This window comes from Trinickia sp. (genome assembly GCF_051953955.1).
GTDB lineage: Bacteria > Pseudomonadota > Gammaproteobacteria > Burkholderiales > Burkholderiaceae > Trinickia.
In genome coordinates this window covers 1-18,971 of sequence record NZ_JBQCIF010000020.1, presented here as the reverse complement: position 1 = coordinate 18,971, position 18,971 = coordinate 1, and the positions used below count along the sequence as shown (strand labels likewise).

Annotated in this window: 20 protein-coding genes and 2 pseudogenes; 9 read left to right on the top strand and 13 right to left on the bottom strand. The window is 61.6% G+C overall.

The window, feature by feature from the left end:
- The first annotated feature begins 52 nt into the window (after positions 1 to 52).
- Positions 53 to 868 carry a fumarylacetoacetate hydrolase family protein gene (locus ACTHNZ_RS03755; protein ID WP_440541151.1) on the top strand — a complete coding sequence of 272 codons (816 nt, stop codon included), beginning with the start codon at positions 53 to 55 and terminating at the stop codon, positions 866 to 868.
- Between the two features lie 74 nt (positions 869 to 942).
- On the opposite strand, the pseudogene ACTHNZ_RS03750 reads toward ACTHNZ_RS03755, so the two are convergent.
- The 10 genes and pseudogenes from ACTHNZ_RS03750 to ACTHNZ_RS03705 all read right to left on the bottom strand — a co-directional run.
- Positions 943 to 1,329 (bottom strand): annotated as a pseudogene (locus tag ACTHNZ_RS03750) (Tn3 family transposase); the annotation flags it as partial.
- 7 nt (positions 1,330 to 1,336) lie between these two features.
- Complete coding sequence (locus tag ACTHNZ_RS03745) at positions 1,337 to 2,431, bottom strand: YVTN family beta-propeller repeat protein (protein WP_440541150.1); 1,095 nt, start codon at positions 2,429 to 2,431, stop codon at positions 1,337 to 1,339.
- Positions 2,432 to 2,512: 81 nt separating this feature from the next.
- Positions 2,513 to 3,016, bottom strand: coding sequence for a DUF1259 domain-containing protein (locus ACTHNZ_RS03740; protein ID WP_440541149.1), 504 nt, complete (start codon positions 3,014 to 3,016; stop codon positions 2,513 to 2,515).
- Complete coding sequence (locus ACTHNZ_RS03735) at positions 2,983 to 3,198, bottom strand: hypothetical protein (RefSeq protein WP_440541148.1); 216 nt, start codon at positions 3,196 to 3,198, stop codon at positions 2,983 to 2,985. The genes ACTHNZ_RS03740 and ACTHNZ_RS03735 overlap by 34 nt, the downstream gene beginning before the upstream one ends.
- Positions 3,199 to 3,317: 119 nt before the next feature.
- Positions 3,318 to 4,574: an MFS transporter gene (locus tag ACTHNZ_RS03730; protein ID WP_440541181.1), complete on the bottom strand. Its 1,257-nt coding sequence runs from the start codon at positions 4,572 to 4,574 to the stop codon at positions 3,318 to 3,320.
- Positions 4,561 to 4,992: a chromate resistance protein ChrB domain-containing protein gene (locus ACTHNZ_RS03725; protein WP_440541147.1), complete on the bottom strand. Its 432-nt coding sequence runs from the start codon at positions 4,990 to 4,992 to the stop codon at positions 4,561 to 4,563. The genes ACTHNZ_RS03730 and ACTHNZ_RS03725 overlap by 14 nt, the downstream gene beginning before the upstream one ends.
- 40 nt (positions 4,993 to 5,032) lie before the next feature.
- The gene (locus ACTHNZ_RS03720) at positions 5,033 to 5,350 is read right to left on the bottom strand and encodes a hypothetical protein (RefSeq protein WP_440541146.1); all 318 of its coding nucleotides are present in this window, start codon (positions 5,348 to 5,350) and stop codon (positions 5,033 to 5,035) included.
- A gap of 41 nt (positions 5,351 to 5,391) precedes the next feature.
- A pseudogene (locus tag ACTHNZ_RS03715) lies at positions 5,392 to 5,673 on the bottom strand (Fe-Mn family superoxide dismutase); the annotation flags it as partial.
- A 371-nt stretch (positions 5,674 to 6,044) separates the two neighbouring features.
- Positions 6,045 to 7,223 (bottom strand): chromate transporter, encoded by a 1,179-nt coding sequence (locus ACTHNZ_RS03710; RefSeq protein WP_440541180.1) that lies wholly within the window; start codon positions 7,221 to 7,223, stop codon positions 6,045 to 6,047.
- 2 nt (positions 7,224 to 7,225) lie between these two features.
- A complete protein-coding gene (locus ACTHNZ_RS03705; protein ID WP_440541145.1) occupies positions 7,226 to 8,203 on the bottom strand; it encodes a chromate resistance protein ChrB domain-containing protein in 978 nt (325 codons plus the stop codon).
- Between the two features lie 139 nt (positions 8,204 to 8,342).
- Here ACTHNZ_RS03705 and ACTHNZ_RS03700 point away from each other — a divergent pair, with 139 nt between their 5' ends.
- Positions 8,343 to 9,404 carry a DMT family transporter gene (locus ACTHNZ_RS03700; RefSeq protein WP_440541144.1) on the top strand — a complete coding sequence of 354 codons (1,062 nt, stop codon included), beginning with the start codon at positions 8,343 to 8,345 and terminating at the stop codon, positions 9,402 to 9,404.
- A gap of 70 nt (positions 9,405 to 9,474) precedes the next feature.
- Here ACTHNZ_RS03700 and ACTHNZ_RS03695 read toward each other — a convergent pair whose 3' ends face one another.
- Together ACTHNZ_RS03695 and ACTHNZ_RS03690 are read right to left on the bottom strand one after the other, a co-directional pair.
- Complete coding sequence (locus ACTHNZ_RS03695) at positions 9,475 to 10,503, bottom strand: phosphotransferase family protein (RefSeq protein ID WP_440541143.1); 1,029 nt, start codon at positions 10,501 to 10,503, stop codon at positions 9,475 to 9,477.
- Positions 10,504 to 10,546: 43 nt separating this feature from the next.
- Positions 10,547 to 11,509, bottom strand: coding sequence for a C-terminal binding protein (locus tag ACTHNZ_RS03690; protein WP_440541142.1), 963 nt, complete (start codon positions 11,507 to 11,509; stop codon positions 10,547 to 10,549).
- A gap of 266 nt (positions 11,510 to 11,775) precedes the next feature.
- On the opposite strand from ACTHNZ_RS03690, the gene ACTHNZ_RS03685 reads away from it, so the two are divergent.
- Both ACTHNZ_RS03685 and ACTHNZ_RS03680 read left to right on the top strand, forming a co-directional pair.
- Entirely contained in the window at positions 11,776 to 12,930 is a 1,155-nt protein-coding gene (locus ACTHNZ_RS03685) for a porin (RefSeq protein ID WP_440541141.1), read from the top strand.
- 25 nt (positions 12,931 to 12,955) lie between these two features.
- Entirely contained in the window at positions 12,956 to 13,117 is a 162-nt protein-coding gene (locus ACTHNZ_RS03680) for a 3-hydroxyacyl-CoA dehydrogenase family protein (RefSeq protein ID WP_440541140.1), read from the top strand.
- On the opposite strand, the gene ACTHNZ_RS03675 is transcribed toward ACTHNZ_RS03680, so the two are convergent.
- Entirely contained in the window at positions 13,092 to 14,156 is a 1,065-nt protein-coding gene (locus tag ACTHNZ_RS03675; protein WP_440541139.1) for a LacI family DNA-binding transcriptional regulator, read from the bottom strand. The genes ACTHNZ_RS03680 and ACTHNZ_RS03675 overlap by 26 nt on opposite strands.
- A 340-nt stretch (positions 14,157 to 14,496) precedes the next feature.
- Here ACTHNZ_RS03675 and ACTHNZ_RS03670 point away from each other — a divergent pair, with 340 nt between their 5' ends.
- The 5 genes from ACTHNZ_RS03670 to ACTHNZ_RS03650 all read left to right on the top strand — a co-directional run bounded on the left by ACTHNZ_RS03670 (position 14,497) and on the right by ACTHNZ_RS03650 (position 18,589).
- Positions 14,497 to 15,762, top strand: coding sequence for an MFS transporter (locus ACTHNZ_RS03670; RefSeq protein WP_440541138.1), 1,266 nt, complete (start codon positions 14,497 to 14,499; stop codon positions 15,760 to 15,762).
- Positions 15,763 to 15,770: 8 nt separating this feature from the next.
- Entirely contained in the window at positions 15,771 to 16,760 is a 990-nt protein-coding gene (locus tag ACTHNZ_RS03665; RefSeq protein ID WP_440541137.1) for a fumarylacetoacetate hydrolase family protein, read from the top strand.
- An 82-nt stretch (positions 16,761 to 16,842) separates the two neighbouring features.
- Positions 16,843 to 17,391, top strand: coding sequence for a cytochrome b (locus ACTHNZ_RS03660; RefSeq protein WP_440541179.1), 549 nt, complete (start codon positions 16,843 to 16,845; stop codon positions 17,389 to 17,391).
- A gap of 13 nt (positions 17,392 to 17,404) precedes the next feature.
- Complete coding sequence (locus ACTHNZ_RS03655; RefSeq protein ID WP_440541136.1) at positions 17,405 to 17,968, top strand: YceI family protein; 564 nt, start codon at positions 17,405 to 17,407, stop codon at positions 17,966 to 17,968.
- 33 nt (positions 17,969 to 18,001) lie between these two features.
- Positions 18,002 to 18,589, top strand: coding sequence for a YceI family protein (locus ACTHNZ_RS03650; RefSeq protein ID WP_440541135.1), 588 nt, complete (start codon positions 18,002 to 18,004; stop codon positions 18,587 to 18,589).
- Positions 18,590 to 18,971 lie beyond the last annotated feature (382 nt).

Below are 18,971 nucleotides of genomic sequence, written 5' to 3'. Positions count from 1 at the left end.
TTGACCACAGCTATCCGCAATGCTAACGTTGGCACCATAATGACCATGGAGAATGTCAGTGCCGTCCGATCAGATCGTTCGCTATGCGCTCGATGGAGCGACCCACTACGGCGTGATGTCCGACGACGCCACGATCGCACGCTTGGCCGGGTCGCCGTTCGACGGCCTTCACCGCAGCGGCGAGCGCGATCTATTGAGCCACGCTCGTCTTTTGGCGCCCGTCGAGCAGCCCAGGATTTTCGGTCTCGGCTACAACTACAAGGCGCATTCGAACGAGGTCGGCAAGCCTGTTCCGGACCTGCCCATACTGTTCATGAAGCCGAGCACCGCAGTGATCGGCCCGGATGAGTCGATCGTCTATCCCTCCGATGGCGAGATCGTGCATTTCGAAGGCGAACTGTGCGTCGTGATCGGAAAAGCCGGGCGACATGTTCCTGAAGCCCGCGCGCTCGACTACGTGCTCGGCTACACATGCGGCAACGACGTCAGCGATAGGGTGCTGCAACGGCGAGAAAGCGCTTTCGGATGTCTTTTCGCGGGCAAGGGCTACGACACGTTCGCGCCGCTCGGACCCGCCATCGTGACCGGACTCGATCCGTTCAATCTGCCGATCGTCACGCGTGTGAACGGTGAAGTGCGGCAAAACGGCAATTCTGCGGAACTTTTGTTTCCGGTGCCGTACCTGATTGCCTACCTGAGCCGCTACGTCACGCTGCTGCCGGGCGACATCATCATGACGGGCACTCCGGCCGGCGTGGGGCCGATTCACGTCGGGGACACCATCGAGATCGAAATCGCACCGATCGGCGTATTGCGCAATAACGTCGTGGCCGAGGCGTCGACGCATGAACGAAGACGAAGCGACTGACGCAGTGCACGCTCATCGATGGCCGGAGTGCTCGCTCCGCGCCAAGTACGCCTAAAAAGCTTCCACATGCAGCGCAACGGCGAGCGAAGCTTTTGGTATGGCGCGAGCAGGAATGGAAACGTGTGGTTGCCTGCTTGTGCGATGCGCTCGTTGCACTGAACCAAAACCGAATCTAGGTCGTCGTTGAGTGCGACATGCATGCGCTCAATGCACGCGGCCGCAGGCAACTCGTCGTCTTGGAGGATGTGGAGGACATCGCGAAACTGGCTAACGAGCGATTGCAACTGATCGGCGTGTCGCAGTCGATATTGCTCCAACCGGAATTTTGCCGTGCTATCGAGATTGCGAACCGTTTTGATGAAGATCTCGGCAACGTCGTCGAGCACCTTCTGCAACTGCGAGAAGATGAACAACACGGCAAGCGTGTATCGTTTGGCGGGCTTGAGAGCACGCATCTCGTGGGTTCGGTCAACGCCGGGTACGTGGCAAAAAACGCCTGGACGCGGCGCGCGCCGGCGACGCCGACCGTGCCTCCGTTACGCGCAATACGGGCTGTCCACCGACGTTCTTCAGCGGGAAATAGGCGCGGTGAGTAGTCGGATCGACAGCGACGACGTGCGCATTCGGTCCGATTCGGCCTTCGCCGATTTTTCTTACTTCGGCGCTTTTCACGCTGAACATTGAAACAATGCCCGCTTCTCCGGCAACGTACAGTGTTCTCGACGCCGCGTCGAACGCCAGCACATCCGGGTCGCTGCCGACATCAAAGGATTGGACAACGCGCTTCGAACCCATATCGAAGACCAGAAGCTTGTCGTTCCCCTCGCAAGCGATGAAGGCGAGATGGTCCTGCGAATCGATGAATAGCCCATGGTTGTGCCTTGCGCCCGCTAGAGAAAAACGGCCCACCACGTGGTCCGCCGTCGGGTCGATCTCTACAAGCTCGTTGCGGGTCTGCACATTCACGAAGATGTGACGCGATGCCGGGTCGTACTGGGTATTGCCGACTTCCCCGCCAAGCGGGATCGTCGCGACGCGCTGGTTGGTTCGAACATCGATGACTGTCTCGGTGTCGCCGGTCTCGTCGGACACGTAAAGCTTGTTGACGTCGGGTGCATAGGCCATCCCGTCCGGGTATTGGCCACCCGGCGTGCGCGCTACGATCTCGAGCGTCGCTTCGTCAATCGCAACGATCTCATTCGTGCCCGTGGCCGAAGCGTAGACACGCGACAGTTTCGGAAGGACGAGCACGCCGTGTACTAACGAGACGTCGCTGATGCGTGCGACTACGCGCGATGAGCCGACGTCGAAAGCGATCACCTCGCCATCCCCAAGGTGAGCGATAAAAAGCAGATGGCGATTCTCATCATAGCTTTCGTAATCGAGTCGGGTGGTATGGCCGGGAAGAGGAACGTCGGCCATATGCTTGAGCGGCAGATTGCCCAACGATGGGTCGTCTGCCGCGGTCGACATCTTCCCCGAGAGCAGACCTGCGCCCCCGAGGATCAGGCATGCGCCAAGGAGCAACGGCAGGCACAGGCGCCAATTTCGTAAAGGTTTCAAGATTACCTCCGGCAACAACAGCCCCCGCCTCGCATACCTGACGCGGCGGAGTGCCGATAGACTAAGAACAGATTCCCGAGATCATCGGGCGGTCAAACTTTGTGTGTCGAGGGCGCTCTTGACAGCCCTCGCCAAGTCCACTGCCTTGCCCTTGCCCCGGTAGTGCAGGAACAAGATGCGAGGCGATTCACCGGTCATGTGCTGATGGATTGCCACAATGTTGATCCCGGATGCCCTCATGTTCTTCAGCACTGCCTGTAGCTCGGACTCGTGCATCGCGAAGTCGCCGTCGACCACCGCGTCGTCATCCGTGCCTGCGAATGCGGCCCATGTGTTGACGCCCATTTCATTACCGACCGTCACACCATGCATCGCAGCCGTCCGGCCGACGACGACCTTGAACATGCCGTCCTTGGCTTGCCCCTTCGAGCCGAAGCTGGCTTCCAGCGGCTCCGGCGTAATACTGCTCTTGTCGGGAATATTCCCCGGAAAAGTGGACTGCGGTTCGGCATGAGCAGAACGGACTTGTGCGATCGCGTCGTAAACCTTTTTCACCCCTTCAGCGAGCTGCGCGGAGTCCCCCATGCCACCGATATGCAAACCTTGAACACGTCCTCCTGCTTGGAGAAAGTACCTTTTAAGCCGGTAATCTGCTCAATGCGTGCGGTGTCAATGGCTGCATGTTGCTGAGCGAGTGCAGGGCCAGCGGCCATAAAGGCACCGACGGCAAAGACGATTGCTTGCGAGAGACGTCGTAGCGAAGACATCACATTGCCCTCCTTAGAAAGTGGGTGGATAGACCGCGCACCAAATTGTTTTGCGGAAGGGCCTATTCCTGCTCGGCGCTTCGCTTCTTGTGGCGCATGTAAGCGTGTAGCGGGTCTGCTTAGGGATCCGGTTTGACGTGGCGAAAGGTGAATAGCAGCGAAAGGTCGTAGGCGATCTTCAATCCGCCACAGGCAACGAGCGGCGCACTGAGCCATCCCATTCCAATCAGGCCGGCCGCCAACGTTGGTGCGAGCGACGCGGCAAGGCTGCGCGGCACGGACGTGAAACTCGCGGCAGCAGGCCGTTCTGCCGGCGTGACAACCGCCATTACGTAGGCGGTTCGTGTAGGGACATCCATCTGCGATAGCGCGCTGCGGACCAGCAAGAGCGTCAATGTCACCGGAAGCGATACGGTAAACGCCGCGGCGATCAGGCACAGGCTGGCGGGGATGTGCGTGAACACCATCGTGTTGAGCAGGCCGATCTTGCCCGCGAGGGGTGGTGCTGCGAGCTGGGACGCCGCGCTCAGGAGCCCGGCACAGAAAAAGAACTGGCCCGCCGCGCTGAGAGACAGGCCAAAGCGCTGCATGAGCCATAGCGACAGCAACGAATTGACGACCAGGCCACCAGCAAACGCGTCGACGCTGAACAGGAGTGCGAGTCGTGTCACGATGCGCCGTGATTGCCCAAGCGGCGCCGAACGACGTTCGGTATGTGGGGCCGTGCGCGGCAGCCTACGATAGAGCAACCAGATGGCGATGCCCGTAACGGCATACAGCAAGAACATCGTGCGCATCGCGAGGAGCACCGCGATTCGCGTATGATCGGCCAGCCACTCCGGTATGCCCGCCGCGAGAGAGCCGACTGCGGCCGACACCGCGCCGACGAGACTGTAGCGGGCGAACAAAGCCGTGCGGGCATTGCCTGCAGCCGACTCGGCAAGACGCGACTGCTCGAGCGGCAGAAAAAGGCTGACATCGCCCGAACTCGGGTTGAGCGTGCCGACGAATGCCACGATCAGGAGCGGCCAAAGCGACGATAATGCGCCAAAAGCAATGCCGGTCGCGATCATCAGTGTGGCCGCGACCATGAACATCCGGCGCGCCGCGAAACGATGCGCGAGCGCGCCGACGGCGATCGTGGCGCCCGCGGAGCCGATGAGCGTCGCGGTGCTCACCAAGCCGACGTCGAGTTTTCCCAAGCCAAGTGCGAGCAGGTATGCAGGCAGCAGTACAGCGACGAAACCGTCGCACGTGCCTCGCAAACTCCGGCTGATCAGCAGCACTCGTGCGGCGCTGTCGGCGCCAGCCGGCAAAATCCCGTGCCACAGTCGGTCGCGCAACAAGGCAGCACGTCCAGCTTCACGCGGGTTCATCACTGCCTTTGCACCAGGCATACAGTGCGTCGTAGACGATCATGCCGTGACGCAATTGCTCGTGGTCGTCGCCGATGCGTTGCGAGAGCCCGATTGAGATTGCATAGAGGCCGGCCGCTTCGGGAGACAGATCGAGGTGCCCCGTGTCGGCTCCGCGGACGATACGGGCAAGCTTCAGGAGCGCGGGATCGTCCAATCGATACTTGCTCAGAAACGCATCGAAGCGGCAGAGCTCGCCGTGATGACCGAGCTCAACGCTCGGTACGTCGAAGGGGGTCGCCCCTGATTCCTGTGCGATGCGCATCACGTCGTCGCGCGGCACATACAGAAACTCGGGCTCGTTATTGATGAAGCGGGCAATCAGCCAAGGGCAGGCAATGCGATCGACTTTGGGACGTTCGCGCGTAATCCATTTCATGACTTCGCTCCTCTGACATGGCCGTGGATCAGCCGGTCAATCAATCGTCGTCTTCCTCACGATCCCCTGTTGCAACGACCCTGCCGCTTTCATCGACGACGAGTTCCTGCTTCTGATCGCCCGACCCCAATGTCACGGAATATCGGGTTACGCCTTTGTCCGTATGCTTCTCGAGTTCGCTCACCGCGCGGCCTTTCGCCTGTTGGTCAATGGTGGCTTTGACCGGTGCCGGCACCTGTGCGAGATCGATGGTTTGCCCACCCGCTTTTTCGATGGACCGCTCCTTGCACGCCGTTACGGCGAGCCCGCATGAAAGCGCGAGGACGGCGATGGCATACCGTCTGTTACGAATCAACATGTTGTCCTCCGTGTCTGGCGCGCAAAGTGCGCGATTGCACCTTACGCAATCAGAGCCTCGAATCGCGTCTTCACCCGTTGCCAGTTCACGTTCTCCATGAACGCGTCAACATAGGCTCCGGCTTTCGCGCCGAAGTCGATATGGTAAGAATGCTCGTACATGTCGAGCGCCAGAATCGGCGCACCGTCGGCCAGCGTATGCGCGTGATCGGCGGCCCACTGGTTCGACAGCTTCCCGAGTCGGGGCGACCAGCTCAAGAGCACCCAACCAGAGCCGCCCCCGAGCGCCTTGCCCATCGCGACGAATTCCGCCTGCCAGCGCTCGCGGACGAGTTCGCCGAGTTGGCCAGAGCGCGCACCATAAAGATCGCCAGCGCAGCAGGCGCGGCCAGCCTGATTCCGAATCCCGCGATGAAACTGACTCCTGCCAACACTTCAATGCCGCGCAGAAACAGTCCAGCAGCTACCGAGGCGAAAGCCAACGACGGTGACCCGGCATGCTGGAACGCAAATAGGTGTTCGATGCGACCCTCGATCGGCGCGAGCAGCAGCAGACCCGTCGCGAGTCGCGTGGGGACGATCCATTGGAGCCGATCCGTCTCCACTGCCGCGAGCAGCGTAGATCGAGTTACACGCCGCATGGTCGGTAATCCTCCGCGTTGAACCCGCCGATTCGCTCGCGCGCACGCACCCCGTCACATAGTGTGCGAATGGGTAAGCGGATAAATAACAAGGCCCAGGAGCGCGGCCGCCGTGACGATCACCGGTTCTTGAAGCTTTTTGAAGCGCCACAGCAGGGCAATTGTCACGAGGCCGATGACGAGGGTCGGGATGTCGACGATCGAACGCCTGGCAATCACGATCACTGAACCCGTAATGGCGCCCACCGCCGCTGCGGTAATGCCGTCGACAAATGCCTTGACTCCCGGCAGATGCCCATACTTCTTGAAGTACGGTGCGGGGATGACCGTGAACAGGTAGCACGGCAGGAAAGTGCCGAGCGCCGCAACGAGCGCCCCCGGAAAACCCGCTACGAGATAGCCGATGAAGCCCACCGTGATGACGACCGGCCCAGGCGTGATCATCGCTACAGCGACGGCGTCGACGAACTGCTTATCGTTCAGCCAGTGATGCTCGGTGACGACGCCGCCGTAAAGGAACGGGACAATGGCAAGCCCCGAGCCGAACACGAACGCGCCCGCTTTCGTGAAGAACGCCCCGATCTGCGCAAGGAGAGGCCAGTCGAAGCCAGCGACAACGCCGCTTGCCGCAGGCAGGTTCGCGGCCGCCAGCGCATTCACGCCGCCCTTATGCAGCCACTTCGGCGGAGCACGCCACAGCCAGCCGATCAGCCCCCCGGCAATGAACAGCCACGCAATCTCAGATTCCGTCACGAACGTGACGATTGCAAGCGTGAGATAGATCGCCCACAGTAGCTTGTCTTTGCCGACTGTCTTCGTCGTGAGCTTGTACGCGCTCATGGCGATGATGCCAACGACGGCCGCTCCCACGCCGTAAAACACCGCCTGCATCCACGACAAACCACCGAAGTGGGCATAGGCCCAGCCGAGCGTCACGACCATCAGGAACGAGGGCAGGACGAAGGCGAAACCCACGAGCGTGGCGCCCAAGATCCGGTAGTGGACGAAGCCGAGGTAAATCGCGAGTTGCGCGGCCATCGGTCCCGGCGCGAGCTGCGCCAGCGTGAGGCCTTCCTTGTAGTCTGATTCGGAGATCCAGCCGAGCCGTTCGACGAGATCGCGCCGCATGTAACCTGCAAGTGCAACCGGACCGCCAAAGCCGAATGTGCCGAGACGCAACATGTATCGGACGAGTTGACCCAATGAATAGGCGGGTGCCGCCGTGGTGACCATGCTCAAGAACGTCTCCCTGATTCTTCCTTTGCGCTCGCGGCGAAATGCGTATAGAGCGCCTCGAATACCGGACTCATCTGATCGAGCAACTCATCGTCGTTGTCGACGCGCCGGCGTGTGCCCGCCATCACCGCTTCGAAGCCGACTGCCTCCGGAGCGGCCGGCCCGCCTACGTCGAGCGCATGCACGATTTCACCTAGCCGCAGCAGAGCTGAATCCTTGTCCAGACCGAAGCTCGCGAGCAGCACTTCGAACGTCACCCGCTCACCCACATGGGTGAACGCTGCCCCATCGAAATCGAAACCCAGCGCACCGTCCGGGCACGCGTCCGGCGACGTCAGCCAGAGGAAATGCGCATCCGAATCGATGAAGCGCCGAATGAGCCAAGCACTCGCTGCGCGATCGACCCACATCCGTTGACGCGTGGCCCAGGTGCGGCCCTGGTACTCATCGCGTGAAAGCAGACGGATGGTGCGTTCGGCGGGATGCGGCTCACCGGGCGAGAGCACCGTGTCGACCAGCGCGACGAAGTCTTGCCATGCGGCCTCGGCACGCGTCGCGGCATCGTCAGGAAAGTAGTCGACGGCCTGGATGGCCTCGTAGTCCTTGCGCAGGCGCCGTACTAGCCGGGACAACTCGGTGGCCGATTGCCCCGAAATGGTCTTGCGTGCCTCGGCCAGCAATCCAATGAAGGCGTCATAGTCGCTCTCGCGGTCGAAAAGCGTCCGGAACTCTTCGTACTGAGACGCGTCGAGGCTTGGCACGCGCAACAGATGCGCGGTACCGCCGCTTTCGGCGATGGCACCGGCGAGCTCACGCAGCGTCTCTTCGTGCGCCTCGCTGTATGGCAAAAGGTAGACGCCGTCCCGCAGGACCGCACAGCCCTTGGCCTTCAGTGCCCGATAAAAGCGCATGCGAGCGGTCGCGTTCTCGGTGGGCAGCGTCAGCACGAGTAACGACCAAGCTGATAAAGAATTCATGTTGAATATGCTACGTCTTTGTTGATATTCATACAAGTTAACTTTGCGATTTGATTCGAGCGGGCCATATATGCCAGCGATGACGATCCGCTACACTGCGTTCGGGCGCCGCGCGCCTTGATCCCCGTACTCAGAAGCCATGAATTCAAGACTTAGTGCAGTGTTTGTCGCCCTCGCTGCCGCCGCGCTGTTCGGTGCGGCCACACCGCTTGCCAAAGCGCTCCTCGGCTCCATGTCCGCTTTCATGGTGGCCGGCCTCTTTTACCTCGGCAGCGGCGTCGGCCTCGGCATCGGCATCCTTGCCCGGAGGCTCCGGCGCTCTTCTCAGAACGCGACGGCCAGCCATCGAATCCCGAAAGGCGAACTGCCGTGGCTGATGGGCGCCATCCTCGCGGGAGGTATCGTGGGGCCCGCGCTGCTGATGCTGGGCTTGTCGAGCACGTCGGCAGCAACGAGCTCGCTACTGCTGAACCTTGAAAGCGTTTTGACCGCTGTGATCGCCTGGGTGGTTTTTCGAGAGAACGTTGACGTCCAGGTGTTTCTCGGGATGGTGGCCATCGTCGCGGGAGGTGTGTTGCTATCGTGGCACCCTGGCCAAGTGGCCGTTCCCGTGGGCGCACTGCTGATCGTCGGCGCCTGCGCGTGCTGGGCAGTCGACAACAACCTGACGCGCAAGGTATCAGCGAATGACGCGATGGTGATCGCATGTTTGAAAGGCTTGATCGCCGGGCCCGTGAATTTGGCCATCGCCTTTGCCACCGGGGCGACGCTGCCGTCCGCCAGCGCCGTCAGCGCTGCAATGCTGACGGGCCTCGCAGGCTACGGCGTGAGCCTTGTCATGTTCGTCGTTGCGCTTCGGCACTTGGGGACCGCCCGGACTGGAGCGTATTTCTCGGTGGCGCCACTGTTCGGCGTGGCGCTTTCGATCGGCATGTGGCCTGAGCTACCCTCCGTATTCTTCTGGGGTGCTGCAGTATTGATGGCGCTTGGCGTATGGCTGCATGTACGCGAGCGACATGAGCACCAGCATACGCACGAGTTGCTCGAACACACGCATCGACATCGCCACGACGAACATCATCAGCATGAGCACGACTTCCAGTATGCCGGCGACGAACCGCATACCCATCCTCATGTCCATCTGCCCATCACGCACTCGCATGCGCATTTCCCCGACATCCATCACCGTCATCAGCACTAGGCTCTGTCCGGGGAGGCGAAATCCGTCGTCAAATCATCACACGCGCACTCCGGCCCAACGGAACAGCCGCTCACCTTGCCGGCGTGTAGCGATCGAGTCCCTCGACCCATGCCGCTGCCACTTGGTGAAGATGATCGACAGGCTCGTGCAACAGCGGGACGGCGACCCAACGGACCTGATCGCGCAGCCGGTCGTCGGTCAGATACTCGACCGGCGATTTGCCGTCCACGCGCGCGAGCAGCAAGGCCGGCAACAGCGAAGCCGCACGTGCTTCGAGGCTGGCGCGCAATTGCCAATCGGCTTCGTCGAAGTAGGCTTCGGTCAGCGCCTTGAACGACATGATCAGCGCCTCGGCCTTGTCGGGGCGCACGAGACACTTGAGCAGCAGATGATTGAGGCAGAACGCGAGATCGAATGCCGGATCGCCGAACCACGCGCATTCAGCATCGAGCAGCACCGGACCTGTCGGGCCGACGAGAATGTTCTTCGGGCTCACGTCGCCATGGACGAGGGCCGTGCGCACGGAGGCCGTTTGAAGTGCCAGCGTGCCGAGTCTTCGCTCGAGCGTCGGGTGCCGCGCGGACATCGCAATAAGGTAAGGGTCCAGACGCAGCGCGCGGAAGTTCGCGCCGGTATCGAACGCATCGGCGAGTTCGCTGCTGTCCGCGCTCGCGCTATGCAAGCTGCCGATCAAGCGGCCCACTGCTTTCGCCGTGCTGGGCTCCACTTCGCCTGCCATGAGCTGCTGCTTCCAAACGGGATGTTCGGCGGGGGAAAGAAAGGACATCGCGAACACCCCGAGGACCGGGTCATGCGCCAGCGGCGCGGGCACGTTTTCAGGGCAGTGCTGCGCGGCGAATTGCATCCATGCCCATTCATAGGCGTTGCGCGAAACGGGCGCTTCCCATCGCGCGGCAACCTTCAAGGTGGAAAGCGCGCGTTTGACGCACAGCGATCGACCCGGAAGATCGACCCGCCAAATGTCGGACGACACTCCGCCCGTCAAGGCGTGCCAAGACGCAGGTTCGTTCGGGGCAGCGAGCCGATGCTCGATGAGAAAGGCGTCGAGGCGCGGGTCGGGGCAATTTCGTTCGTTCATCGTGGGACGGCAGTGGTGGAAAATCGAAACGGCACGCTCGCCGTCACACCTTATACGAGTTGCAAGGGTTGCGCGCTGCTTCGCCGCGCAAGACGCGTACGACTTCTTGCGCCGCGCGTTCGCGCAATTCGTGCAGCGAAGCGTCTGACGAAAACGCCACGTGAGGGGTCAGCAGCGCGCCGGGCTGCTCGCGCAAGCGCGCCGGAACGGCGGGCTCCGATTCGAGCACATCGAGCGCGGCCCCTGAGAGGCGACCGCTTTCGAGCGCTTCGATGACCGCGTCCGTATCGACGATGCCGCCGCGGCTAACGTTGATGAGCAGGCCTCCGGGCTTCATGCGCGCGATCCGCTCGCGATCGACGAGGTGGCGGGTGCCGTCGGTCAGCGGGGCATGCACGACGACGATGTCGCTTGCCGCTAACAATTCGTCGAGTCCAACGGCTTGCACGCCCGCAGCGTCTGCGGGCATGAACGGGTCGTGTGCGAGTACGCGGCATCCGAAGGCGGCGAACTTGCGCGCGCTCGCGCGCCCGATTCGGCCATAGCCGATCAGTCCGCAGGTGAGTGACGACAAGCGGCGCAGCTTCGCGTCGGCCGGGGACCAACGCCCCGCGCGCACCTCACGGTCGAACGCGACGATGCCGCGCGTCCAGGCCAGCGCGAAACCGATTGCATGGTCGGAGACTTCCTCGACGCAGTAGTCTGGCACGTTCGTCACTAGAACGCTTCTTGCCGTTGCAGCCTGCACGGCGATGTTGTCGAGCCCGACGCCGAGCCGCGCGACGATTTTCAGATCCGGCGCGGCTGCGATCGCTTCTGCCGATACCTGCGCCCAACACGTCAAGATGCCGGCTGGCCGATGTTCGCGGACGAGGGCTTCGATCGACGAAGCGGACGCGGGCGACGCGGGCCCGCTCACTAGCCGCAAGCCGGCCGATTCAATGACGGTGCGCTCCACGTTGTCGTCGGGCCACGCGTAGTCGGTGAGAAGAACGGTGTCGCTCATGGATGACCTTGCTCGTGAAAGAGATGAATTTGTTCGAACGTTAGCACGGCAAACGGCGCATGCCAAGCCGACCGAACCAATATTCCATCGGATACTTCGTGCAGGCCGTGCCGCTTCTTCTCGCTGACCTGGCTATCGAAAACCCCAATGTTGCGACGTGCCCAGGCGAAATATCCTGCCTATTAGTGCTAACGTTAGCTCACATGATCTCGATGTGGCGCGTTCGATCGCACCAGACGACACCGACAACAATCAGGAGACAAGGAATGAAGCGGCAACTCGCACTCGCGATCGGAGGCTGTCTTTGCGCGGCGGCTCACGCTCAAAGCTCGGTCACGCTGTATGGCCTCATCGACAACGGCATTTCCTACGTAAGCAATCAGCGAGGACAGAGCGCCGCATTCGCGTCGACCGGGAATATCGTTGGCGATCGCTGGGGGGTGACAGGCGGCGAAGATCTCGGAGCCGGATTGAAAGCCATCTTCAAGCTAGAAAACGGCTTTACGGGCACAAACGGCACGCTGCAGCAGGGTGGGCGCTTGTTCGGCCGGCAAGCATGGGTGGGCCTGTCGACCCCCTGGGGCGCGGCCACGCTGGGTCGTCAGTACGACTCCGTGGTCGACTATCTCGCACCGCGCAGTTTGGCGCAAAGCTTCGTGGGCGGGCTCGAGTTCATGCACCCTATGGACAACGACAACTTCGGCGATTTTTTTCGGCTCGACAATGCCGTCAAATTTGCAAGCGCGGACTTCAAGGGCCTGAAGTTCGGCGGCCTGTACGCGTTTTCCAATAAGGCGGGCGATTTCGCGGACAATCGTGCGTTCAGCGCCGGCGCGACGTACGAGCGTGGGCCCGTCACGGTCAGTGCGGCGTATATGAGCATCGACAACCCGGGCGATGGCGCGGCGGGCGCGCTCGACGGTTCCTCGACCTCGGGCGACGCGACGTTCCATGCCGCCAAGCAGCAGGTGTGGGGCGTCGGGGCGGGTTATATGATCGGACCGGCAACGCTAGGGCTCGTTTGGAGCCATTCGCACTACGGCGCGGCGAGCGCGGTTTATCGTGGCAGCACGCTGTCGCCGGCGGCGACGGGGTTGCCCACCGATCTGACGTTCGACAATTACGAAGCCAACATTCGGTACCTGATCAATCCGGCGTGGGTGGTCGCAGCATCGTACACGTTCACCGACGGCAGCTATTCGAACGCCTCGGTGCGAGCGAAGCCGCGCTGGAATCAGTTCAATTTGATGACAGCCTATTCGCTGTCCAAGCGCACCGACGTCTACTTGATGGCGGAGTACCAAACCGTCAGCGGCGCTGGGCCGACGATATTCAACGGCGCGTTCATCGGCGGCAGCGGCGGCCCCTCTTCGACGAACCATCAGTTCTTGACGAGCATCGGCCTGCGGCACAAGTTTTAAGCCGAGGCGCGGGCAGGGCCGCAGGATGGCCGGCCCTGCCCGCGATCCAATTGCGGAAATCGAAGCATCCATGAAGTTCGATCGAGCATTTGGCGACGACGAGTATCGGCCGGCGCCGATGCTCAGGGAGAGGGTGAGCGCCGGCTACGGCGGCCGCAAGGCTAAGCGTGGCTTTTACTTCTACTGACGGGGGTACGCTCGCGCGGCGCCGCGGACGCGAGCGCACGCGTGCTGCCCCTTTGAATCAGCGTCGCCGTGGCGATGGAGGCATAAGGCGCCCCGGCGGCCGCATTCTGACGAATCTGATGCACGAACCAAAGCCCGCACGCGGTCGCCAAATCGTGGACGGGCAAGCCAATGGTCGTGAGCCCAGGTCCCCACCAACTGAATCCCACTTCATCGCCGAAGCCCACGACGGATAGTTGATCGGGAACCGCGATACGCCGCACCATGAGCGCTTCGAGGATGCCTTGCGTGGCGCGTACGGTACCCGCCACCACCGCCGTGGGCGGCGCGGCCTGCGATAGAAGGGCGTTCATGGCTTCGTGACCGAATTCGACCGAACCCGGAGAGCCGAGCCGCACGAGTTCGGCGCCGGGCCGCTGATTGCGCGGCAACGAATCGATCGCCTTTTGATACCCGAGAAGACGCGACGCGCCCGTGGGCAACTCGTCGGTACCGCCGATATACGCGATGCGGTGATGGCCGAGCGACATCAGATGGTTCGTCGCGTCGAACAGCGCTTGCGTATCGTCGATGCCGAAGAACTGCTCGCCGATGGCCGCTTGCCGGCGAATCAATTGGACGTGCGGCGATAGTTTGAGCAAGCGTACGGTTTCGCGATGCGGCTTTGCCGTGGGGACGATGATGATGCCGGCGACGTTCGCGCTCGCGAGCTCACGGATGTGCTGCAGTTCGACCATGCGATCGTCTTCGGTTTCCGACAGCGTCAGTTGAAACCCCGCACTTTGCACGCACTTGGACAGCGCATGCGCAATGGTCGAGTAGAAGCTGTTGCGAATGTCGGGCAACACCAGCCCGACGAGATTGCTCGACACGCCGCGCATCATTCGCGCGGCGAGATTGGCCACGTAGCCCATTTCGTTCGCGACTTCCGTGACCTTCTTTTTCGTGGCGGCGCTGATTCTCGGATCGTCGGCGAGGGCGCGGCCCACGGTAGACGGAGAGACATTCAGTCGTGCGGCGATGTCTTTGATGGTGATCATGGCGTTCCGATGAGGCGATTTAGGACAAACGATAGCACACTGGACTGCGCTGATGCTGTCCGTCGCGGCAGCCGCACAGAGCCCATGCGAAGGCCTCGTTGTCGCCAGAATTCTCAGTTCCTACGACATGACAATGCATACGTAAGCACTGAATCAGTGGATCTACGCATTTGACATCCTCCAAATGCGCATCTAATCTACGCTAACGTTAGCATAAACACATGGGACGGCGATCTATTTCTTCCGGCAGAACGACGGCAGTTGGAGCGTCGTTCCGCCGGCACGCTAGCGCCGTGCGCATTCCCACATCAGACGAAAGACAACTCACTGGAGACATTTGATGACCACACCTCACCATGACATCGGTTACGAGCGCAGAACGCTCGTGCTGCTCGGGCTTGGGTTCGGATTGGTCGGGTTCGACCGGTGGCTGATGGCGCCCATGTTTCCGTACATGATGAAAGACCTGGGCCTCGACTATTCCCAACTGGGCAGCTTGATCGGCGTGCTCGGCGTAGCGTGGGGCTTATGGTCGATCGTCATGGGCCCGGTCTCGGATCGCATCGGTCGGAAAAGGATTCTCATCGCGACGATGGTGGTCTTCTCGATTCTGTCGAGCTTGTCGGGATTTGCCACCGGCTTCGCGAGCCTCATGCTGCTGCGTGCGGCGATGGGCGTGGCCGAAGGCGCGTTCACGCCGGCGAGCCTCGCGGCCAATAGCGAGGCGTCGCGCGCCTCGCGCCGCGGGCTCAATCAAGGGCTTCAACTGAGCATGATCCCGCTCGTCGGGCTGGGCTTCGCGCCGATCGCCGCCACGCAGTTGCTCAGAATCGTTCCGTCGTGGCATTGGGTGTTCATGATCTCGGCCGTGCCTGGGCTGATCGTTTCGGCGCTCATTTGGCGCTTGCTGACCGAGCATGGCCGAGGCGGCGCATCGGCTCGCGGCTCCGATGCCGCGAAAATGCCGTGGACGCAGTTGTTGCGCACGCGCAATGTGCTGGTCGCAACCGCCGCGATCTTGTGTGCGATGGGCGGCATTTTCGTGATGGGCGCGATGGTGCCCACGTATCTCGTTGCTGAACTCCACCTCGATACGCGAAGCATGGGCTTCGTTGCTTCTGCAATCGGTTTCGGCGGCTTCGCAGGCTCGTTCGCATTGCCGGGCATTTCCGATTATCTCGGCCGTCGTCCGACCGCCTTGTTCGGCTTCGCTGCCGCGACGCTGCTGCTTTATTGCTTCGCGCGCACCGGACCTAATCCGGCGCTGTTGTTCGCGCTGCTATTCGGTCTGTCGATGTTTTCCATTGGATTGCTGTCGCTGCTGAGCGGCCCGGTTGCGACGGAAGCGGCTCCAGTCGGCCTCGTCGCTTCTACGATCGGCTTCGTTTCGGGCGTCGGCGAAACGTTTGGGGGCGGCGTGGCGCCCGTGATAGCGGGCTTCATCGCCCAGCATTACGGCCTGGCTCGCACGCTCGACTTCGCGTTCTACAGTCTCGTGGCGGGCGCACTCGTGGTCGTCCTGCTCGTCGAGACCGCGCCTCGCCGCTGCGTTGCGGCGGGGAGGGCGGGCGACGTCGCCGTCGCGCCTTCGGCCAACGATCTTTGAAAATCCTCATGTCTCCCGTACTCGTCAATCTTTCGACCGCGGCTTGCGCTCCCTTTCCGGCGCTGCTGTGCGAAGGGCGCGTGATTGCCTTGGCGCATTGGCGCGCCGAGGGCCTGCGCGGTACCTCGTCGATGGCGAAATTGCTCATCGAATGGGATGTCAATGCCGAGCTGCTGAAGCAAATCTGCGCTTCGCAAGCGACGCGCTCGCTCATCGAGCGGCGAGGAGTCGAACTCGCTGGCTTCGCGCTTCATGAGCCGGTCGCGCCACGGCAGGTCTACTGCACGATTGGCAACTACCGCTGCCAAGTCATGCAAGCGGCGTTGGACGCCGAGGGGCAGGCCGATGAGCGTAGCCGCCGCGACGCGACGCTCGCTTCCATCGAAAAGCGTCGCCGCGACGGCGCGCCCTACGTCTGTCTGAAAGGGCCGGCGGCGATTGCCGGGCCGTTCGATCCGTTGCTCGTCGAAGCGGAAATGTCGACGCTCGATTGGGAGGTGGAGATCGGCGTGGTCATGGGGCGGGTCGCGCACGACGTCGAGCCGTCGAAGGCCCTTGGCTATGTGGCCGGCTACTGCGTCGTCAACGACATCACGTTGCGCGAACGCATCCTGCGGCAGGACGTACCCACGGTGGGAACGGATTGGCTGCAATCGAAGTCGCGCAAGGGATGGCTTCCCGCGGGGCCTTGGCTCGTGCCTGCTTGGAACGTCGAGCGTCCGGAGACGCTGCGTCCCTGGCTACGCCTGAATGGGACATCGATGCAAGACGGTGCAGCCGAAAACATGATTTTCAGTATCGCCGAGCAGATCGCATATCTGTCCCAACATACGTCTTTGCAACCGGGCGATTTGATCTGCACCGGTACGCCCGCTGGGATCGGCAGCCACTACGGACGCTATTTGCGTGCGGGCGATGTCGTCGAGGCAGGGGTGTCGGGACTCGGCGCCCAGCGCACCGTCTGTGTGGACTCGATCGTTGCGCACCGGATCGACTAGGAGAGGAACAATGACTCAGTTGAGCAGCGCCGACCGCGAGCGTGTCGTTCCCGAGCATGTGCCCGAAAGCGTGTCGGGGACGATGCATGCCGGCGCCGGCCATGCCTATACGACTACCGCGATCGCGCTGCATTGGATCATCGCAGCGTTGATTGCGGCGGGATTTTCACTCGGCTGGACGATGACGCGCATTCCGGGCATCACGCCCGACAAACTGCGTTTCTTTTCGTGGCACAAATGGATCGGCGTGACGGTACTCGCGTTCGCACTGACGCGTATCGTTTGGCGTGCGACTCACCGCGCGCCGCCGCTGCCTGCGAATATGAGCGCTTGGCAGCGATGCGCGGCCAATGCCGTTCACATTGCACTCTATCTGCTGATGATCGCGATTCCAGTGTCCGGCTATCTCTATAGCTCGGCGGCGAACGTGCCGGTCGTCTATCTGGGCATCGTGCCGCTGCCAAAGCTCATCGCGCCCGACTCCGCGCTCAAAGCGTGGCTCAAGACTGTTCATATTGTGCTCGATTACGCGTTGTTCGTCCTCGTACTCGGCCATGCTGCCGCCGCGGTCAAACACGAGTGGATCGACCGCGACGGGTTGCTGCGGCGCATGCTGCCTTTCCTCAAGTAATCAAGGATTTCAAATGAAGCCATTGTTTCACCACTGCGTGGCATCCGCGTTTGCGGCGCTCGCCGTCGCGGCGCCGTGCGGCGCACACGCCCAAGTCGATTTGAGCAAGAGCTCGATCACGGCGGTATCGAAGCAGATGAACGTTCCCATCGAGGGCGTCTTCAAGAAATTCAGCGCGCGAGTGAGCTTCGATCCGGCGAAGCCAGCTTCCGGCAGCGCCCAGATCGCGGTCGATGTCGGCAGCTACGATTTGGGCGATCCAAGCTATGACAGCCAGGTCGTGGGAAAGGATTGGTTCGATGCACGGCGCTATCCAACAGCGACCTTCGTGTCGAGCGCCATTGCCGCTGCCGGCAGCAACCGGTATGACGTCACGGGCAAGCTGACGATCAAGGGCAAGTCCGCACTCGTCGTGGTGCCGGTGACGTTCACGCAGCGCGAGAACGCGCAGGCGCTGGACGGTACGTTGCCGATCAAGCGCTCGCAATTCAATATCGGCACCGGCGAGTGGAAAGATACGTCGATCGTCGCAGATGAAGTGTCCATCAAATTCCACCTTGTCGCGGCGAAGTTTTGAAGTGCCGTCCCATCTACAAACCAGGAGGAGACTATGAATAAACGAAGCCTGTTCGTCGCGGCCGGCGTGATCGCGGCTTCCGCATCATGCTCGGGCACCGCGTTCGCCACGACCTATCAACTCGATCCGACACATACGTATCCGAGCTTCGCGGTCGATCATTTCGGCGGCGTATCGATCTGGCGCGGAAAGTTTACGAAATCGAGCGGTTCGGTGACGCTCGATCTGGCGAAGAAGACGGGCACGGTGGAGGTTTCCATCGATCCGTCGTCGATCGACACGGGCAACGCGCTGCTCGACAAAACCCTGCGTGGCAGGGACGGCTTAGATACCAACGACTTTCCGCATGCGACTTACACGGGCAACCGAATCGAGTTCGATGGAGATCGGCCTAGCGAGGTAATCGGGATGTTGACGCTGCATGGGGTGACTCGGTCGGTCAACCTGAAAATCGAGTCGTTCAAGTGCATCATCAATCCTTTTTTCAAGCGCCAGGTCTGTGGCGTCGAAGCAAGCGCGCAATTCAATCGTGCCGACTTCGGCATCGACGTGGGAAGCAAACTCGGATTCGACATGCTCACGAAGCTGCATATCCAGGCGGAAGGGATCAAGCAAGACTAGCCGTGGCGGGGACGATCGCGTCATTGCACCGGGAAATGTCACCGAATGGGCATCGTGCGCCGGCGCGTGCATCCGATCCCCAAATTCCCGCATGCTCATGCTGATCATCCCGCCATTGGTGTTGTTGACCACGATGGACTCCGCAAGCGCGTCACGAGGGGGTCCAGCATGCACCGATCAACCGCCAGCTACGACATTTCTATTTGGCTAGAACACGACATTTGCATATAGCCGCTACACAGCCTGTCAAATCCGGATTCAAATGTCCGGGTGTGGGCTAAGTTCAAATGTCCGCTTTCGGCTAAATGGAATGTCGGGTTCGCCGTTTGTCGGTTCTCATGGTTCTCGATCGAAGCAGCGTAGAAGGCAGGCTGTGGAACGG

Excerpts from the sequence above, each read along its gene's own strand:
- ACTHNZ_RS03725 (WP_440541147.1), bottom strand. The coding sequence starts at position 4,992 with ATGAAATGGATTACGCGCGAACGTCCCAAAGTCGATCGCATTGCCTGC.
- ACTHNZ_RS03680 (WP_440541140.1), top strand. The coding sequence starts at position 12,956 with ATGGCCGGCCCTGCCCGCGATCCAATTGCGGAAATCGAAGCATCCATG.
- ACTHNZ_RS03690 (WP_440541142.1), bottom strand. The coding sequence starts at position 11,509 with ATGAGCGACACCGTTCTTCTCACCGACTACGCGTGGCCCGACGACAAC.
- ACTHNZ_RS03730 (WP_440541181.1), bottom strand. The coding sequence starts at position 4,574 with ATGAACCCGCGTGAAGCTGGACGTGCTGCCTTGTTGCGCGACCGACTG.
- ACTHNZ_RS03665 (WP_440541137.1), top strand. The coding sequence starts at position 15,771 with ATGTCTCCCGTACTCGTCAATCTTTCGACCGCGGCTTGCGCTCCCTTT.
- ACTHNZ_RS03710 (WP_440541180.1), bottom strand. The coding sequence starts at position 7,223 with ATGGTCACCACGGCGGCACCCGCCTATTCATTGGGTCAACTCGTCCGA.
- ACTHNZ_RS03660 (WP_440541179.1), top strand. The coding sequence starts at position 16,843 with ATGCATGCCGGCGCCGGCCATGCCTATACGACTACCGCGATCGCGCTG.
- ACTHNZ_RS03705 (WP_440541145.1), bottom strand. The coding sequence starts at position 8,203 with ATGAATTCTTTATCAGCTTGGTCGTTACTCGTGCTGACGCTGCCCACC.
- ACTHNZ_RS03670 (WP_440541138.1), top strand. The coding sequence starts at position 14,497 with ATGACCACACCTCACCATGACATCGGTTACGAGCGCAGAACGCTCGTG.
- ACTHNZ_RS03720 (WP_440541146.1), bottom strand. The coding sequence starts at position 5,350 with ATGTTGATTCGTAACAGACGGTATGCCATCGCCGTCCTCGCGCTTTCA.
- ACTHNZ_RS03650 (WP_440541135.1), top strand. The coding sequence starts at position 18,002 with ATGAATAAACGAAGCCTGTTCGTCGCGGCCGGCGTGATCGCGGCTTCC.
- ACTHNZ_RS03735 (WP_440541148.1), bottom strand. The coding sequence starts at position 3,198 with ATGTCTTCGCTACGACGTCTCTCGCAAGCAATCGTCTTTGCCGTCGGT.
- ACTHNZ_RS03675 (WP_440541139.1), bottom strand. The coding sequence starts at position 14,156 with ATGATCACCATCAAAGACATCGCCGCACGACTGAATGTCTCTCCGTCT.
- ACTHNZ_RS03740 (WP_440541149.1), bottom strand. The coding sequence starts at position 3,016 with ATGGGGGACTCCGCGCAGCTCGCTGAAGGGGTGAAAAAGGTTTACGAC.
- ACTHNZ_RS03700 (WP_440541144.1), top strand. The coding sequence starts at position 8,343 with ATGAATTCAAGACTTAGTGCAGTGTTTGTCGCCCTCGCTGCCGCCGCG.
- ACTHNZ_RS03755 (WP_440541151.1), top strand. The coding sequence starts at position 53 with ATGTCAGTGCCGTCCGATCAGATCGTTCGCTATGCGCTCGATGGAGCG.
- ACTHNZ_RS03695 (WP_440541143.1), bottom strand. The coding sequence starts at position 10,503 with ATGAACGAACGAAATTGCCCCGACCCGCGCCTCGACGCCTTTCTCATC.
- ACTHNZ_RS03685 (WP_440541141.1), top strand. The coding sequence starts at position 11,776 with ATGAAGCGGCAACTCGCACTCGCGATCGGAGGCTGTCTTTGCGCGGCG.
- ACTHNZ_RS03655 (WP_440541136.1), top strand. The coding sequence starts at position 17,405 with ATGAAGCCATTGTTTCACCACTGCGTGGCATCCGCGTTTGCGGCGCTC.